At 47.2% G+C, this 16,888-nt stretch carries 12 protein-coding genes; 6 read left to right on the top strand and 6 right to left on the bottom strand.

Features of this window, described 5'->3' with window-relative positions; translation table 11 throughout:
- Positions 1-5: 5 nt before the first annotated feature.
- The 4 genes from trxB to H9626_RS02880 are packed head-to-tail and all read left to right on the top strand — an operon-like array spanning position 6 to position 5,998.
- Positions 6-953 (top strand): thioredoxin-disulfide reductase, encoded by a 948-nt coding sequence (gene trxB / locus H9626_RS02865; protein WP_191709518.1) that lies wholly within the window; start codon positions 6-8, stop codon positions 951-953.
- A gap of 26 nt (positions 954-979) precedes the next feature.
- The gene (locus tag H9626_RS02870) at positions 980-3,796 is read left to right on the top strand and encodes a M16 family metallopeptidase (RefSeq protein WP_191709519.1); all 2,817 of its coding nucleotides are present in this window, start codon (positions 980-982) and stop codon (positions 3,794-3,796) included.
- 2 nt (positions 3,797-3,798) lie between these two features.
- The gene (locus H9626_RS02875) at positions 3,799-5,283 is read left to right on the top strand and encodes a DUF5687 family protein (protein ID WP_191709520.1); all 1,485 of its coding nucleotides are present in this window, start codon (positions 3,799-3,801) and stop codon (positions 5,281-5,283) included.
- 13 nt (positions 5,284-5,296) lie between these two features.
- A complete protein-coding gene (locus H9626_RS02880; protein ID WP_178256592.1) occupies positions 5,297-5,998 on the top strand; it encodes an ABC transporter ATP-binding protein in 702 nt (233 codons plus the stop codon).
- A gap of 180 nt (positions 5,999-6,178) precedes the next feature.
- Here the strand turns inward: H9626_RS02880 and H9626_RS02885 are convergent, their stop codons facing one another.
- The 5 genes from H9626_RS02885 to pepT form a co-directional block, all read right to left on the bottom strand.
- The gene (locus H9626_RS02885; protein WP_178256593.1) at positions 6,179-7,822 is read right to left on the bottom strand and encodes a C69 family dipeptidase; all 1,644 of its coding nucleotides are present in this window, start codon (positions 7,820-7,822) and stop codon (positions 6,179-6,181) included.
- A 75-nt stretch (positions 7,823-7,897) separates the two neighbouring features.
- Positions 7,898-9,547: a M23 family metallopeptidase gene (locus H9626_RS02890; protein WP_191709855.1), complete on the bottom strand. Its 1,650-nt coding sequence runs from the start codon at positions 9,545-9,547 to the stop codon at positions 7,898-7,900.
- 41 nt (positions 9,548-9,588) lie between these two features.
- Positions 9,589-9,798 (bottom strand): twin-arginine translocase TatA/TatE family subunit, encoded by a 210-nt coding sequence (gene tatA / locus H9626_RS02895; protein WP_178256594.1) that lies wholly within the window; start codon positions 9,796-9,798, stop codon positions 9,589-9,591.
- 107 nt (positions 9,799-9,905) lie between these two features.
- On the bottom strand, positions 9,906-10,991 hold the full coding sequence (gene gcvT / locus H9626_RS02900) for a glycine cleavage system aminomethyltransferase GcvT (protein ID WP_191709521.1): 1,086 nt from the start codon (positions 10,989-10,991) through the stop codon (positions 9,906-9,908).
- 71 nt (positions 10,992-11,062) lie between these two features.
- Positions 11,063-12,289 carry a peptidase T gene (gene pepT / locus H9626_RS02905; protein WP_191709522.1) on the bottom strand — a complete coding sequence of 409 codons (1,227 nt, stop codon included), beginning with the start codon at positions 12,287-12,289 and terminating at the stop codon, positions 11,063-11,065.
- Positions 12,290-12,478: 189 nt separating this feature from the next.
- On the opposite strand from pepT, the gene H9626_RS02910 reads away from it, so the two are divergent.
- Positions 12,479-13,672: a BamA/TamA family outer membrane protein gene (locus tag H9626_RS02910; protein ID WP_178256597.1), complete on the top strand. Its 1,194-nt coding sequence runs from the start codon at positions 12,479-12,481 to the stop codon at positions 13,670-13,672.
- Between the two features lie 119 nt (positions 13,673-13,791).
- On the opposite strand, the gene H9626_RS02915 is transcribed toward H9626_RS02910, so the two are convergent.
- Positions 13,792-15,018 carry a tagaturonate reductase gene (locus H9626_RS02915; RefSeq protein ID WP_191709523.1) on the bottom strand — a complete coding sequence of 409 codons (1,227 nt, stop codon included), beginning with the start codon at positions 15,016-15,018 and terminating at the stop codon, positions 13,792-13,794.
- A gap of 156 nt (positions 15,019-15,174) precedes the next feature.
- On the opposite strand from H9626_RS02915, the gene uxaC reads away from it, so the two are divergent.
- Positions 15,175-16,581 (top strand): glucuronate isomerase, encoded by a 1,407-nt coding sequence (gene uxaC / locus H9626_RS02920; RefSeq protein WP_191709524.1) that lies wholly within the window; start codon positions 15,175-15,177, stop codon positions 16,579-16,581.
- Positions 16,582-16,888 lie beyond the last annotated feature (307 nt).

The following is a 16,888-nucleotide window of genomic DNA, read 5'->3' on the forward strand; positions in this document are numbered from 1 at the left end:
TAATTATGACGACAGAACATGTAAAATGCCTGATCATTGGTTCAGGCCCTGCCGGATATACGGCAGCCATTTATGCCGGTCGAGCAAATATTTCCCCTGTGCTTTACGAAGGTATTCAGCCGGGTGGACAGTTAACAACAACTACTGAAGTAGAGAATTTTCCGGGTTATCCCGATGGAGTGACAGGTCCTGTGCTGATGGACGATTTCCGTAAACAAGCAGAAAGATTCGGAGCCGAAATCCGCAACGGCATCGTTACTAAGGCAGATTTAAGCAAAGCCCCCTATACATTCATCGTAGACGAAGAAAAAGAAATCACTGCCGATACGGTTATCATTTCTACCGGAGCTACCGCCAAGTATCTCGGACTGGAAGATGAAAAGAAGTATGCCGGTATGGGAGTCAGCGCCTGTGCTACGTGCGACGGCTTCTTCTACCGCAAAAAAACAGTTGCCGTTATAGGCGGCGGAGACACGGCTTGCGAAGAAGCCATCTATCTGGCAGGTTTGGCAAGTAAAGTTTACTTGGTGGTTCGAAAGCCTTTCTTACGCGCATCGAAAATCATGCAAGAACGTGTGATGAACCATCCCAATATCACCGTGTTATTCGAGCATAACGCCGTAGGATTGTATGGCGACAATGGCGTTGAGGGTATGCACGTGGTGAAGCGGATGGGCGAAGCCGATGAAGAACGTTACGATGTTGCCATCGATGGATTCTTCTTGGCAATCGGTCATCAACCGAACTCCGATATTTTCAAGCCGTGGGTAAAGACCGATGAAGTGGGCTATATCCTCACAGAGCCCGGAACGCCACGCACCGGAGTACCGGGAGTATTTGCAGCGGGCGATGTGGCAGACCCTCATTACCGCCAAGCGATAACGGCCGCCGGAAGCGGATGTAAGGCAGCTATCGAAGCTGAACGCTATCTTTCAACAAATGGATTACTTTAATTCAATTATTACTAAGTTATAGAGTTATGAAGAACATGTTTAAGAAAACAATTGCCGTTATTGTCGTGGCAAGTGGTGCGGCAATGGTGTCTGCCCAGCAAATGCCTTCTCTGCCTACCGACCCTGCGGTGCGAGTCGGCAAGTTAGAAAACGGACTGACTTATTACATACGTCACAACGAATTGCCTGAAAAGCAGGCGGATTTTTACATTGCACAAAAGGTGGGTTCTATTTTGGAAGAAGACGATCAGCGGGGATTGGCTCATTTTTTGGAACACATGTGCTTTAACGGTACAACACATTTCCCCGATAATACCTTACGCGAATATCTGGAAACTATCGGAGTAAAATTCGGTGCAAACTTAAATGCCTATACTTCAATAGATGAAACAGTATATAATATTACGAATGTACCCGTAATCCGCGATGGTATTATTGATTCTTGTCTGCTTATTCTGCATGACTGGGCTAACGATTTAACGCTTGCTCCCAAAGAAATAGATAAAGAGCGCGGGGTCATCCACGAAGAATGGCGTACGCGGATGGGTGCCATGATGCGTATGTACGAGCAGGTGTTCCCGGCTATGTACAAAGGAAGCAAATACGGACATCGTCTGCCTATCGGTACGATGGAAGTGGTAGACAATTTCCCCTATCAAGCATTACGTGATTATTATGAAAAATGGTATCGCCCCGACCAACAAGGCATCATTGTAGTGGGAGACATTAACGTGGATTCGATAGAGAACAAGATCAAACGCCTCTTCTCTCCTATCGAGATGCCGAAGAATCCGGCTAAACGCGAATATTTCCCCGTGCCCGATAATCAGGAACCGATAATCACCATTGCTAAAGATAAAGAGCAGGAAGTTCCTGTGGTTTATCTGTTCCATAAGCATGAGGCTATCCCTGACGATCAGAAAAATACGATTGATTATCTTACTGTCAATTATATGACATGGGCTATCGAAGAGATGCTTAACAACCGCATCGATGAATTGATGCAACAGGCTAACCCGCCTTTTATACAAAGTTTTATTGATGACTCCAACTATTTGCTGGCTAAAACCAAAGGCGCATTTACCGGAGTTGCTGTAACCAAAGAAGACGGTATCTTGAGCGGAACAGAAGCCTTGATGAAAGAAATCGAACGGGTACGCCGTTTCGGATTTACGGCAGGCGAATATGCCCGTGCTAAAGCCGACTATCTGCGCAGTTTGGAAGTAAGTTACAACGAACGTGACAAACAGCGTACGCCGTCTTACGTAAATGAATATTTAGGAAACTTCTTGAATGGCGAGCCGATTCCGGGTACGGAATTTTATTACCAGACGATGACACAAATCGTTCCGATGATTCCGTTGGAGGCTGTTAACGCTTGGATGAAACAATTAATCGGCGAAAACAATATCGTGCTGAGCGTATTCTGTCCGGAAAAAGAAGGTATGAAATATCCTACCGAAGCCGAACTGAAAGCCATCATCGACAAGACCCAAACTGAAGAACTGACGGCGTATGTCGATAAGGTTTCCAACGAACCGCTGCTGAAAGAGAAACCGGCACCGGGCAAGGTAGTTAAGAAAGAAGAAGGTGCGTTCGGCACTACCCTGCTGACACTGAGCAACGGGGTGCGGGTGGTTATCAAGCCGACCGACTTCAAAGCCGACCAATTACAGATGGAGGCGTTCAGTCCCGGAGGTAACTCGCTGTTTGATAACAAAGACGTGCTTCAGTTCTCTAACCTTAACGAGGTTGCGGCTTTGGGCGGTCTCGGCAATTTCAGTCTGACCGACCTGAACAAGGTTTTAGCAGGCAAGATGGCATCTGCCAGTGCTTCTGTCAATACATATACCGAAGGAGTAAGCGGCAACTGCTCACCTAAAGATTTGGAAACCATGCTCCAGCTTACTTACATGCTGTTCACCGCTCCGCGTACCGACCAAGAGGCGTTCTCGTCATACATCAACCGCAAGAAAGCGGCGCTGACCAATCAGGAAGCTAACCCGATGAGTGTATTTATCGACTCGCTCAACATGACGCTTTACAACAAGAACCCGCGTATTTTCAGCATGAAGGCTGAGATGATGGATAAAGTGGATTACGGAAAGGTAATGGAACTTTATAAAAATCGTTTCGAAGATGCCGGCGACTTTACTTTCTTGTTTGTAGGAAACATTGACATGGAAACGGCAACCCCGCTGATAGAACAATACTTGGGAGGTCTTCCCACCCACGGACGTAAGGAAAACTTCGGACAGACCAACATCAGTTTCCGCAAGGGAAAAGTAGAAAACAATTTCGTACGCCCGCTCGAAACCCCGAAATCTACTGTCGTTTTGGTTAATACCGGAGAATGTCCGTACACGTTGAGAAACAAAATATTGATGAACATTACCGGACAGTTGCTTGACATTCTGTACACGCAGACCATCCGCGAAGAGCAAGGCGGAACGTATGGCGTAAGTTGCGGAGGAAGCATCACGAAGTACCCCGACGAGAAGGCAGCATTCCAAATCTATTTCGATACCGACCCTGCACGTAGAGAGAAGATGGTAGAGCTGGTAAGACAAGGATTAGCCGACTTTACCGCCAACGGTCCGAAAGCTGATGATTTGAATAAAGTGAAAGAATACATGCTGAAAACTTATCAGCAAAACCAAAAGGAAAACGGTTACTGGCTCGGCGTTCTGAACGAATATTACTGGAACGGAATTGATACCAATACCGATTTCGAAAGCATCGTAAACGGCATCACGGCTACCGACCTGAAAGAGTTTGCCAAGACGTTCTTCGGACAAGGTAACCAGATAGAAGTCAGTATGAGTTCTCCCGTAAATAAATAATCATGTTACTTTCCGACATACGAAAAAACCAAAAACTTGCAGCAAGGCGGAGTCCGATATATGAGCGGAACCGCTTTGCCAAGTTTATGATTTATTTCGGTATCACTTTTTGGGCAGCATACTTCGTTTACATCGGAGTTATGCTGTTTTTTGCTTTTAGCGAGGGGATACCGAATATGGAGCCTTATCACATTCTGAACTGCGGTCTGCCGTTCTTTCTGCTGATAGATTTCTTTATGCGCTTCCTGCTGCCCACTCCGGTGCAGGAAATCAAACCTTACTTACTCCTCCCTCTCCCCAAGAAGCGGGTACTCAATGCCTTGCTCATACAGGCGGGACTGAATCCGTTTAACCTGTTTTGGCTTTTCCTCTTTGTGCCCTTCGCATGGCTTTCCGTGCTCCGGTTTTATGGAATCCCCGGCGTATTGGGTTACTGCGTGGGGATATGGCTGCTGATGGTAGGCAACGGCTATTGGAGTATGCTGGTGCGGGTGCTGATGCGTCAGAAATTCATCTATATCCTGCTCATATTGCCTGTGTACGGAAGCATGGCGCTTTTGGAGTTCCTGCCCGAAACGGAGTGGACATCGCGGTTTTACATGGATTTGGGCGAAGGATACATCGAATGGAATCCGCTGGCATTTCTCGGCACGCTTGCCGTGGCTATCGGACTGGCGGGAGTGAACCGCTGGGTGCAGGGCAAACTGATTTACCGGGAACTGGCGCGCACGGAAGACAACAAGGTGAAACACATCAGCAACTATTCGTTTTTCGAGCGTTACGGCATCGTGGGCGAATACATGCGTTTGGAACTGAAACTGATATTCCGCAACAAAACGCCGAAGTCGAACTTCTGGAGCTTCCTCTTCATCATGGTAATGTTTGCGTGCGCCCTTGCCGGCGATGTGTACGGCAGCAACAACTACATGAATTATTTCATCTGCCTCTACTGCTACTGTGTGTTCGGGCTGATGACACTGAGCCGAATCATGTCGTTCGAGGGGAATTACATCGACGGGCTGATGGTGCATAAAGAAACCATCTATAACCTGCTGCTCGCCAAGTATTACCTGCAAAGCATCTTCCTGATAATCCCTTTCCTGATGATGCTTTATCCCGTGGTGACAGGCACGGTTTCGCTCCTCACCTCCGCAGCTTACCTGTTTTTTACGATGGGACCGATATTTGCCACCATCATGCAGCTTGCCGTTTATAACGACAAGACCGCCGTCCTTAACGGCGGGTTCATGGCAAAGTCGCAGGGAAACACCATGTATCAAACGCTTATCACGCTCATCGCATTTGCTGCCCCGCTGCTGATACAGAGAATGCTGACGTTCTTCCTGCCCGAAACCGAGGCGGGTATCGCCCTGTTGGTCATCGGACTTGCAACGGTTGCCACGCACCGGATTTGGATAAAAAACATCTACGTGCGCTTAATGAAACGCCGGTATAACAACATGGAAAACTTTAGAAACACACGTTAATCAACTCATCCTTATGATTCTGATTCATGATTTAAAGAAAACCTACGGCAGCAAAGTGGCTGTCGACATACCCGAATATACCATTGCCGAAGGAGAGATATTGGGATTGGTGGGAAACAACGGAGCGGGAAAAACTACGCTTTTCCGCCTGATGCTCGACCTTCTGAAGGCTGACAGCGGAAACGTTACGATAAACGACATTGATGTCAGCCGGAGTGAATCGTGGAAAAATTTCACAGGGGCTTACCTTGATGAGAGTTTCCTTATCGACTATCTCACACCCGAAGAGTATTTCTGTTTCGTGGGAAAAATGTGCGGTTTCACAAAGGCCGAAACAGAGGAACGGATTGAGGCTTACAGCCGCTTCATGGCAGACGAAATCATCGGGCAGAAGAAGTACATCCGCAACCTTTCTGCCGGAAACAGACAGAAGGTGGGGATTATCTCTGCCCTGCTCAGCCGCCCTGCGGTGGTGATTTTAGACGAGCCTTTCAACTTCCTCGACCCCAGTTCGCAATCGTCGCTCAAGCATTTGCTCCGCGAATATAACCGCGAAACATGCGCCACCATCCTCGTGTCGAGCCATAACCTGACCCACACCACAGACATCAGCACACGCATTGCCGTACTGGAACACGGGGTCATCATCCGCGACATCGACAACACCGAAGGAACGGCTTCGGAAGAGCTGGAAGAATACTTCAGAAGGGAATAACCGGACGAAAAATTCTACCCGAAAGACAGGGTGACGCTAACGCTTGTGTCAAGTAAAACTTCCGCATGGATTTCCTCGCGTTACCCATAGAAATTTCGGCACAAAAAAAATCGGCAATACCCGGAGATAGAAAGCCTCCGGATATTGCCGATTCAAGTATCAAAATCAGTGGCGTACCTCTTACCAAGTCTTCATCAAGTAGCGGTCGCCGGTTTCTTCTACTAATTTTTTCAAGAACTCTTCGCTGTATCCCGGACGGTCGAGCGGAGCACTGTTTCCGGTTTCGGGGCGAACCAGCTTACCGTTTTTCACACGCTTCACTGCGCCGTCGTTATAACGGACAATCAGGAACTCACCCAACTTCTTCCAACTATCCAGTGCGGTGCGTGCAGCCATGTCGGTATAGTTGGTCAGAAACTCCTTCGCTTTCTGCGGGTCTTCCTGATACAGTTTCAACGCTGCACTTTCTATTCCTTCCTGCGCATTGGCATACATATCTTCCAAGCTGTTTTGTACGGAACGCATATCGCCTACCATCAGCGAGTAACGCGGACGAATCATGTCTGCCACCCAGTTATAAATCCAGAAGGCCGAATCCCATGAGAACGTGACACAGTCGCCGTTACCTTCGGCATACGGAGCCGGAACACGGTCGGTATTACAGTAAACGGGAGTAAACACCGTCATGTTTGCATCGTCTAATCCGAACCACAATACACCGCCTACCATGTCGGGCATCGTAGAACGCATCTGCGAAACAAATACAAAGCCACTCTGCTGAGTTGAGATAGGACGTTCGTTGAAATAGTCTTTACCATCGACCTTAAAAGTCAGCGGAGAAAGACGATAGGGCGTTTCAAAAGCTCCTGCCCCACAATCTTTTGTAATGTCAAGCGGCGTACCCTCGTAGTGGTCGCGCATGGCGTGCTGAATATCGCGTACAGACACCTTGCGGTCGGGCTTCACGTAAAGAGGCATCGGTTCTTTACTCTCGCCCTGAACGTAAGGCAGGTAAGTCTGTCCCGTTGATTTGCTGAACATGTTATAAAAACTCCATACACGGGCTTCGCAGAAACGAACATTATCGAAAGTAAGAGGACAATAAGCATCCGCAAAGCTGAAATCGGTATTCTTTCCGGAGAAATAGCCTTTTTCACGGGCGAAAGAAACCACATCCGGAGCGTAGAGGCAGTTCTCTTTGTCGCTCATATTAAATTTATGGATACGGCTTTGGTTGGCGTGTGCAGCAATGCAATCGTCGGGGATGCGCACGGCTACCCATACGGCACCTTTCACTCCCGGTCCTTTACCAATCATTTCCATAATCCAAGCCTCATTAGGGTCGGCGATGGAGAAAGACTCGCCACTGCTGTAATAACCGTACTCCTTTACCAAATCGGTCATTACCTTGATGGCTTCTTTCGCCGTGCGAGAACGCTGAAGCGCCACGTATATCAGACTTCCGTAGTCCATGATACCCGTAGAATCTACCAATTCCGGACGTCCGCCGAACGTAGTTTCGCCGATAGTAACCTGAAACTCGTTCGTATTCCCTATCACGTTATACGTTTGTTTAGCCTCCTTGATTTGTCCCAAATACTTACCGGTATCCCACTCGTAGATGTCGCGCATCGCTCCCGCCGGATGAACGGCTGCCGGATAATGGCAAAGGAATCCGAACAATCCGTACGAATCGGCAGAATAAGACACAATTACCGAACCGTCGGCAGAGGCATTCTTGCCGACAATAAAATTAGTACAGGCCCAACTGCCCGTAACAAAGGCTGTCAAAAACAAGACAGCAAAAACTAATCTTCTCTTCATATATAAATTGGTTTATGTATTGTTTCTTTATTTTTTATGGGAAATATCTCTGACGGCGGCGAGCATGTAGACGCATCAGAAGCGATACGTGCGGCGGGTCTCGTTTCCGCAATAATCCGTCACCACCACTTCTGCCTGATGTGCCACTCCACGTTTCACACGTTCCGGGTCTTGGATAACCAACACGCCTTTCTTTAACCCGAACAAGACGAAATGTCCGTCAATATATACTTTATAAGAGACAACCCCTGTTTCTGCATCGCCTACCTTAAAACGAATGTTTCGATTCGTGCGCCATCCTTGTATCCCTACCGGAGTTACCCGCGGAGCAACGGTATCGACCGCCACGGCAAAACGTCCCAACGAACGAACGCGGGCTTTCACCCACCCGTCGGAGTACGTTCCGCCCATCGATGCACGGCGTTTCCCTGCCTTTTGCACGATATAGTATTTCGAAGTGTCGGACACGGGGAGGTGGCGCACACCGATAGACAAATCGCAATAATCGTGTAAAGGGGTATTGCCGGCATCCAGCACATAGTCTAACGAAACAGCTCCGCTGTCTCCCGTTACCGAAGTGCGAAGCTCAACATTATCGTAGATGTAACCTCGGGGAATCACCAGCTCCATTCCCGGTTCCTGAATCACGTTTGTCCGATTCCAATAAAGCATCTTGCTGTCAGCCTCCTGACGATATTCCGGTATCGGCTGCCGACGTCCGCGCACGGTGAAACGGTAAGTCTTCCGATTGCCGAAGTTATCTTCCAATACGTAACGGAAATGATAATCGCGCTCCTCATCTATCGTTACGATACCTTTACTTTCACCGGTATGAAGCAGACGCAAGCGATTGCCGGGCAGCGTACGGGAACGCATAATCAGCCTCCGTGTACGTACCAGTTCATCGTAATCCGTAAAGCCGTTAATCATCCGGTTTTCGGCGGGTGCCACCGCATCGGTGGTGCTATTGAATACCTGAACAGAATCGACATAGAGTGTTACGGAATGTACACCATAAAAGTTGGAAGTACCGTCCATATAATCTTTTGCACTGATACCCGTATAGATTTCACCCCATGCGCTGACCGGCTGATTCAGTGAGGCTATCGGGACGAGTTTTTTACGCTGCGAACCGTTTACCACTCCTTTGCCTTCTACGGGATAAAAGCCGACAAGACTTGCCACCGGTGCTTTTTTATCTGAAAGATACCGCTTGAAGTAAGGCATGGGGTCGATATATTCGTCTGTATCCGTACGGCGAAGCTCCAAATGCAAATGCGGACCAGCCGACGAACCTTCGTTTCCGCTCAGCGCGATAACATCGCCCTGCTTTACGGGAAACTGTTCGGGCGTAAACGTCAGGCTGCAAGTAAAAGTCTCGTTAGCATATTGATAGTTGCGCAGATACTGCTGGATTTCCGGGGCAAAAGCCACAATATGCCCGTACACCGAAGTCAATCCGTTAGGATGAGCCACATAAATAGCCTGCCCATACCCTCCGTGGAATACGGCAATGCGTGAAACATACCCGTCTGCGATGCAGCGAATCGGTTTTCCGGTCACACCCTGTGTTTTTATATCCAGTCCGTTATGAAAATGATTGGGACGAAGTTCCCCGAAATTGGCACTCAGCAACAAAGGGAAATCAAATGGCGAACAAAAGTCGACCCGTACAGAATCTTGTGCCTGCATCGAGAGGGCTCCTCCTCCCACAAACACAAACATCAACTTTCGTACAGAAAATAGAACTTGCTTTAATTTCTTTCTCACTTCGTTTCGTCTTTCTTTGCATCTTTATCCGTCGAAGTATTTTCCTCGTCGCCTACCCCGTTCAGTCCTTCTTTGAAATTTTTCACACCCTTTCCCATACCTTTCATCAGTTCGGGAATCTTTTTACCGCCGAAAAGCAGCAATACCACCAACAGGATAATCAGAATTTCCTGTGTGCCCAAGCCTAAAAACAATAGTGTATTCATATCCGTTATCGTTGTTTTATCTTATCTGCGTACAAATATAATAGGATTTTAATAAAAAACGGGCACGAATCACAAGGATTCATACCCGAAAGTCCATTAAAAAACCGTTATTTACGGAAAGGCGGTTTTACAACCTGCGCTTTCAGCTTACGTCCGCGATTATCCAAATAGATTTCCGTACCGGGTTTGGCAAAAGCTGTTTCCACATATCCCATCCCGATACCGATTTTACGTATAGGCGACATCGTGCCGGAAGTTACGTGCCCGATGGTTCTCCCTTCGGCGTCGGTCAGTGCATAACCATGACGCGGAATGCCTCTGTCTATCATCTCGAAGCCCACTAACTTACGGCTCACACCTTCGGCTTTCTGCTGTTCCAGCGCGGCCCGGTTCGTAAAGTTCTTGCCTTCTACAAACTTGGTTATCCAACCCAATCCGGCTTCGAGCGGTGAAGTGGTGTCATCGATATCGTTACCATAGAGGCAGAATCCCATCTCCAGACGGAGCGTATCACGGGCTCCTAATCCTGCGGGCTTGATGCCAAACTCTTCGCCGGCTTCGAAGATGGCGTCCCATATCTTCATCGCATCTTGAGGATAGAAATACAGTTCGAAACCGCCCGCCCCGGTGTATCCGGTATTCGAAATGATAACATTAGGCACACCGGCAAACTCGCCTACACGAAAAGTGTAGTAAGGGATTTCACTCAGGTTGACGGAAGTCAGTTTCTGTAATGCGTCAACCACTTTCGGTCCTTGAACAGCGAGTTGGGCAATGTTATCGGAAGCATTTTCCAATTCCGCCCCCACCTGATTATGCGAAACACACCAATTCCAATCTTTATCAATATTTGCAGCATTCACTACCAGCATATACTTTTCAGGCTCGTAGGCATATACCAGCAAATCGTCGACTATACCGCCCGTTTCGTTGGGGAAACACGTATATTGGATTTTTCCGGGTGTCAACACAGCAACGTTGTTCGACGTAACTTGTTGAAGGAACTCAAGTGCGTGAGGCCCTTTTACCCAAAACTCGCCCATGTGAGAAACGTCGAACACACCAACGGCATTACATACCGTCAGATGTTCATCAATGATTCCAGAATATTCGATGGGCATGTTATAGCCTGCAAATTCGTGCATTTTTGCGCCAAGCGCAATGTGTTTTTCGGTAAACGGAGTTGTTTTCATAGTGATTTGGTATTAAGAATTAAGTTATTGAAGACCGGCCATATTCTCCGGCCTTCAATATTTACGTTTTATCAATATCTCTTAGCTGTTAGTTCTGCTATTTTTACTACCACATTCATGGCTTTTTCAATTGATTGCACAGGTACAAACTCATAACGTCCATGGAAGTTCAATCCGCCGGCAAAGATGTTCGGACACGGCAAACCTTTAAATGAGAGTTGCGCACCGTCTGTTCCGCCACGGATGGCTTTTACGTGAGGCTCCACTCCTGCTTCCTGCATGGCAGCGAACGCAATGTCGATAATGTGCATCAACGGCTCTACCTGCTGGCGCATGTTATAATATTGGTCTTTAAGCTCTACCGTAATCAGTTCTTCGCCGTATTTTCCGTTGATACGTGCCGCACAGTCTTGCATGAGTGCCTTGCGCGATTCAAATTTCTCACGGTCGTGGTCGCGGATGATGTACGAAAGCATCGTGCTTTCTACCTCTCCCTCCATGCCTATCAAGTGATAGAATCCTTCGTAGCCTTCGGTAGTTGCGGGTGTTTCATCGGCAGGAAGCATGGAAACAAACTCATTGGCTACCAAGAGCGAATTGATCATCTTGTTTTTGGCATAGCCGGGATGCACGTTGCGTCCTTTTACCTGTACCTTCGCCGCGGCTGCATTGAAGTTTTCAAACTCCAGCTCTCCTACTTCGCCGCCGTCCATCGTATATGCCCATTTCGCTCCGAATTTTTCCACATCAAACTTATGGGCTCCCAGTCCGATTTCTTCGTCGGGGTTAAAACCGATGCGGATTTTTCCATGCGGGATTTCGGGATGCTGCTTCAAGTAAGCCATCGCACCGATAATCTCGGCGATACCCGCCTTGTCATCGGCACCCAGAAGCGTATGACCATCGGTTACAATCAAGTCTTCACCTACGTGGTCAAGCAATTCGGGGAAACGTTTCGGCGAAAGGATGATTCCTTCTGCTTCACACAAAGCAATGTCTGTACCGTCATAGTTCTCCACGATACGCGGGTTTACATTTTCTCCACTCATGTCGGGGCTGGTGTCAATATGGGCAATGAAGCCGATAACGGGCACAGGACGGTCTACATTCGCAGGAAGCGTAGCGAAAAGGTAACCATTGTCATCGAGCGATATTTCCTCCAGCCCGAGGTCTTCCAACTCTGTTTTCAAATATTGTGCAAACACCATCTGTTTCGGTGTACTGGGGGTAACACCGGTCGATTCATCAGACTGAGTGTCGAATGTTACGTACTTTAAAAAGCGTTCTATTACTGTCATATTCTTTTATGCTATGAAAAATTCGTTGATGTAAAGGTAAAAAATAGCCTCCGAATAGCCAAACCTGTTACCATTTTTTATTAAAAACAGCGGCTATACCTCAAAGTCTTATAACGGATATTCGTTTTTTCAACGAACTTTTGTACTTTTGCACAATATCAATTAACCGAATGTCCCCGACATAACAGTATGAAAAGACTTATTTTTATCTGCATAGCCTGCCTGCTTACGCTCGGCAGTTTTGCACAAGAGCCGCAAGACTCCATTACAAAACCACCTACGATGAGCAAAAAAGAACTGCGACGCCAACGGGTGGCTCAGCGCAATTTCCATTATAATATATTGGGAGGTCCAAGTTTCAGTCCGGACTTTGGCTTGCTGGTGGGAGGAAGCGCACTGATGACTTTCCGGATGAATGCAAAAGATACCACAATGCGCCGCTCAGTGGTGCCGGCTGCTATGGCATTTATGTTCAACGGAGGATTGAACATCATGGTGAAACCGCAGCTTTTCTTTAAAGATGACCGTTTCCGCATTTTCGGACAATTCAGTTATAAGAATACGCAAGAAAACTTTTACGGTGTAGGATATTCTACGAACAAAGACTATGTGCGCAGCGATACCACAAGCCAGTACCGTTACAGCGGAATACAAATCAACCCGTGGTTCTTATTCCGGGTAAGCGATACCGACTTTTTTATCGGACCGCAAATTGATTTGAATTACGACCACATTACCGACCCCGCCAAGTATCTTGTCACCGAATCGAGCTATGTCGAAGCAGGTGGTACGAAAAACGGATATAAGAATTTCAGTTCGGGTGTCGGATTTCTTGCCACTTACGATACACGCGATATTCCTGCAAATCCTTACAAGGGGATTTATCTGAATATCAGCGGCATGATGTATGAAAAGTTTTTGGGAAGCGATACCGAGTTTTATCGCTTCGAGTTAGATTACCGGCAATATAAGTTGGTAGGACAGCGCAAGGTGCTGGCATGGACTGTGCAGAGCAAACACGTATTCGGCGATGTGCCTTTAAATAAATACGTATTAAGCGGAACGCCTTTCGACTTACGCGGATATTACATGGGGCAGTATCGGGACAAGTCTTCTCACATAGCTCTTGTGGAGTACAGGCAAATGTTTAACAACGACCGTAGCAACCGACTGAAAAAAATATTAAGCCATTTGGGATTTGTTGCATGGGGAGGCTGCGGGTTCATGGGACCTACACCGGGGAAAATAGAAGGGGTACTTCCTAACGCCGGACTGGGGTTGCGCATTGAGGTACAGCCTCGTATGAACGTGCGGCTTGATTTCGGGCGGAACTTTATCAACAGACAGAATTTATTTTATTTCAACATGACGGAAGCCTTCTAACGGTATGCGGGGAGATTCTGTCAACACTTGCATCAAACCGCAGGTTCTCATGCCGGCATGAGTCATTTCATCCCATATAAAAATCAGGAGCCACCCGCCGGTAGTTCCTGATTTTGTTTTTATAACAATTCTTTTACCGTTTCCAGCATTCCCTTCTCCAGAATATCGTCTAAATACTTTTTCACGAGAGCTGTCAGCCCCGGTATATGGTTTAAGTCTTCATCCCAAATAAACGTTGCGCCCAATACGCCTTTGGCTACTTCCTGCGTGTCGTTCGTTTTCCATAACTTTTGCAGCCATTCTATTATTTCGGGTGAATCATCGGGCTTGATTTCTGTGCCGTCGGCACGATTTCCACCTTTATAATAAACAATCATGGCGGCAAACCCCAAAACAAGTCCTTCGGGCAATTTGCCTTTACGTGCCAGATAGACCTTTACTCCCGGCAAATCGCGTGTACGGTATTTGGGGAAAGAATTCAGCATGATAGATGTTAAGCGATGATCTACAAAGGGGTTATTAAAACGTTCCAATACGTCATGCGCAAACTGTTCAAGCTCGGCTTTCGGCAAATTCAATGTTTCCATCAACTCGTCAAACATCACCCGATGAATGTATCTGCCGATAACCTCATGACGGCACGCATCACGCACTATGTTTATACCCGACAGATAGGCCACAGGCGATAATACCGTATGAGGACCGTTAAGCAACGTAACTTTCCGCTCGTGGTAGGGCGCCTCAGAATCGACAAACAAGACGTTCAGACCTGCCTTATCAGCCGGAAATTCGGCCACAACAGATTTCGGAGCCTCGATAACCCACAAGTGAAAAACTTCTGCCTGAACTACCAGATTATCATCATATCCCAACGTATTCTTGATGCGGTCAATATCTTTGTGCGGAAACCCCGGCACAATGCGGTCGACCAACGTGGCATATACTCCGCAAGCCGTTTCAAACCAACGGCGAAACTCATCCCCTAAGTTCCAATGCCTGATATATCGGATAATGGTTTCCTTCAGCCGGTGTCCGTTCAAGAATATCAACTCGCAAGGAAAGATTATCAATCCCTTCGAAGGGTCTCCACCGAACTTCCTGAAACGGTGATAAAGCAACTGGGTCAGCTTGCCCGGATAGGAAGCCGCCGGAGCATCGTCAAAACGGCAAGCTGAATCGAAAACAATGCCTGCTTCGGTGGTATTTGATATCACAAAACGCATGTCAGGCTGCTCGGCTAACTTCAGGTAATCGGCAAACGCACGCAAGAAATTACCTTCGCCAAACTGAATGATGCGTTCGGGACGCAAAGTCTTCCCCGCAGTCTTTTTGTTTAAAACTTCCATGTTATCCAATGATTTGATGTATCGGCAAATATAGAGATTTTTTTGGTCATTATACAGAAAATACATATATTCGTGTTCGATAACGAAGGCTGTATAAGCACGATTTGCCCTCGAAATACACCCAAACAAAGACATCAAACGAATTTATATACGCTTATGAAAAAATTCATGGACGAAAACTTCCTGTTACAGACTCAAACCGCGCAGGAACTTTATCACAATCATGCGGCAAAAATGCCCATCATCGACTACCATTGCCACCTTAGCCCCAAGATGGTGGCAGAAGACCATCAATTTACGTCTATCACTGAAATATGGTTAGGAGGCGACCATTACAAATGGCGTGCGATGCGCGCGAACGGAGTAGCGGAACGATACTGTACGGGAAACGACACATCCGACTGGGAGAAATTTGAAAAATGGGCCGAAACCGTGCCATACACCCTGCGTAACCCACTCTATCACTGGACTCATCTGGAGCTGAAAACAGCTTTCGGCATCGAAAAAGTATTAAATCCTACAACTGCCCGCGAAATATTCGATGAATGTAATGCCAAACTCGCCACACCCGAATACTCGGCACGCAACCTGATGCGCCGCTACCACGTAGAGGCTGTATGTACCACCGACGACCCGACCGACTCTTTGGAATATCATATCGCCACGCGCCAGAGTGGTTTTGAAATAAAAATGCTTCCTACATGGAGGCCGGACAAGGCTATGGCGGTAGAACACCCGGCAGAGTTCCGCACTTATATGGAGAAACTCAGCGAAGTGAGCGGTGTGTCTATCCACCGTTTTGACGATATGGTTACGGCCTTACAGAAACGCCATGACTTTTTCGGCGAACAGGGATGCAAACTGTCTGACCACGGCATTGAAGAATTTTATGCGGAAGATTATACCGATAAAGAAATTGACAGCATATTCAACAAAGTATATGGAGGCAAGCCACTAACCTGCGGAGAAGTACGGAAATTTAAATCAGCAATGCTGGTGATATTCGGGGAAATGGATGCTGAAACAAACTGGACACAACAATTCCATTACGGGGCTTTACGCAACAACAACACGAAGATGTTTAAGCTGCTGGGAGCAGATACGGGGTTCGACTCCATCGGAGAGTTTTCCACAGCCACAGCAATGTCGAAATACCTCGACCGGCTGAACAGTGAAGGAAAGCTGGCAAAAACCATCTTGTATAACCTGAATCCGTGTGCGAATGAAGTCGTAGCTACAATGGCAGGAAACTTTCAAGACGGTTCGATACCGGGAAAAATCCAGTTCGGTTCCGGCTGGTGGTTCCTCGACCAGAAAGACGGCATGGAAAAACAGATAAATACATTATCGCTGTTAGGGCTGTTAAGCCGCTTTGTGGGGATGCTGACAGACTCCCGGTCGTTTCTCTCCTATCCGCGCCACGAATATTTCCGCCGTACACTGTGCAACCTCTTGGGAAACGATGTAGAAAACGGCGAAATACCGGAATCTGAAATGACTCGTGTACGCCAAATGGTAGAAGACATCTGTTATAACAACGCCAAGCATTTCTTCAACTTCTAAACATGGATGAAAACCGGAGAGGAAAGTGATTTAAACAGGTTCTTATAGCGAGCTTATTTTCAAGGCTTTACCGCTTAGCCGGAAAGTCGGAAAATTCTACCCATAGCACCGGTCGGTTCTATGGGTAGAAACAGTAAACGCTACCGCATGAAATGAGTAACGCTACCCGTAGTGTTTTCGAGGAGATATACCTGCGGAAACAGAGCCTGAAAACCGGCATTTTGAATTTCTCCAAAAAGCTTTCTTGGCTTGATGTTTTCATTTTCGTGTGTGCTTTAGGCGATTTTTTTGTAACTTTGCGTTCCTT

Source organism: Phocaeicola faecium (genome assembly GCF_014837055.1).
Lineage (GTDB): Bacteria > Bacteroidota > Bacteroidia > Bacteroidales > Bacteroidaceae > Phocaeicola > Phocaeicola gallinarum.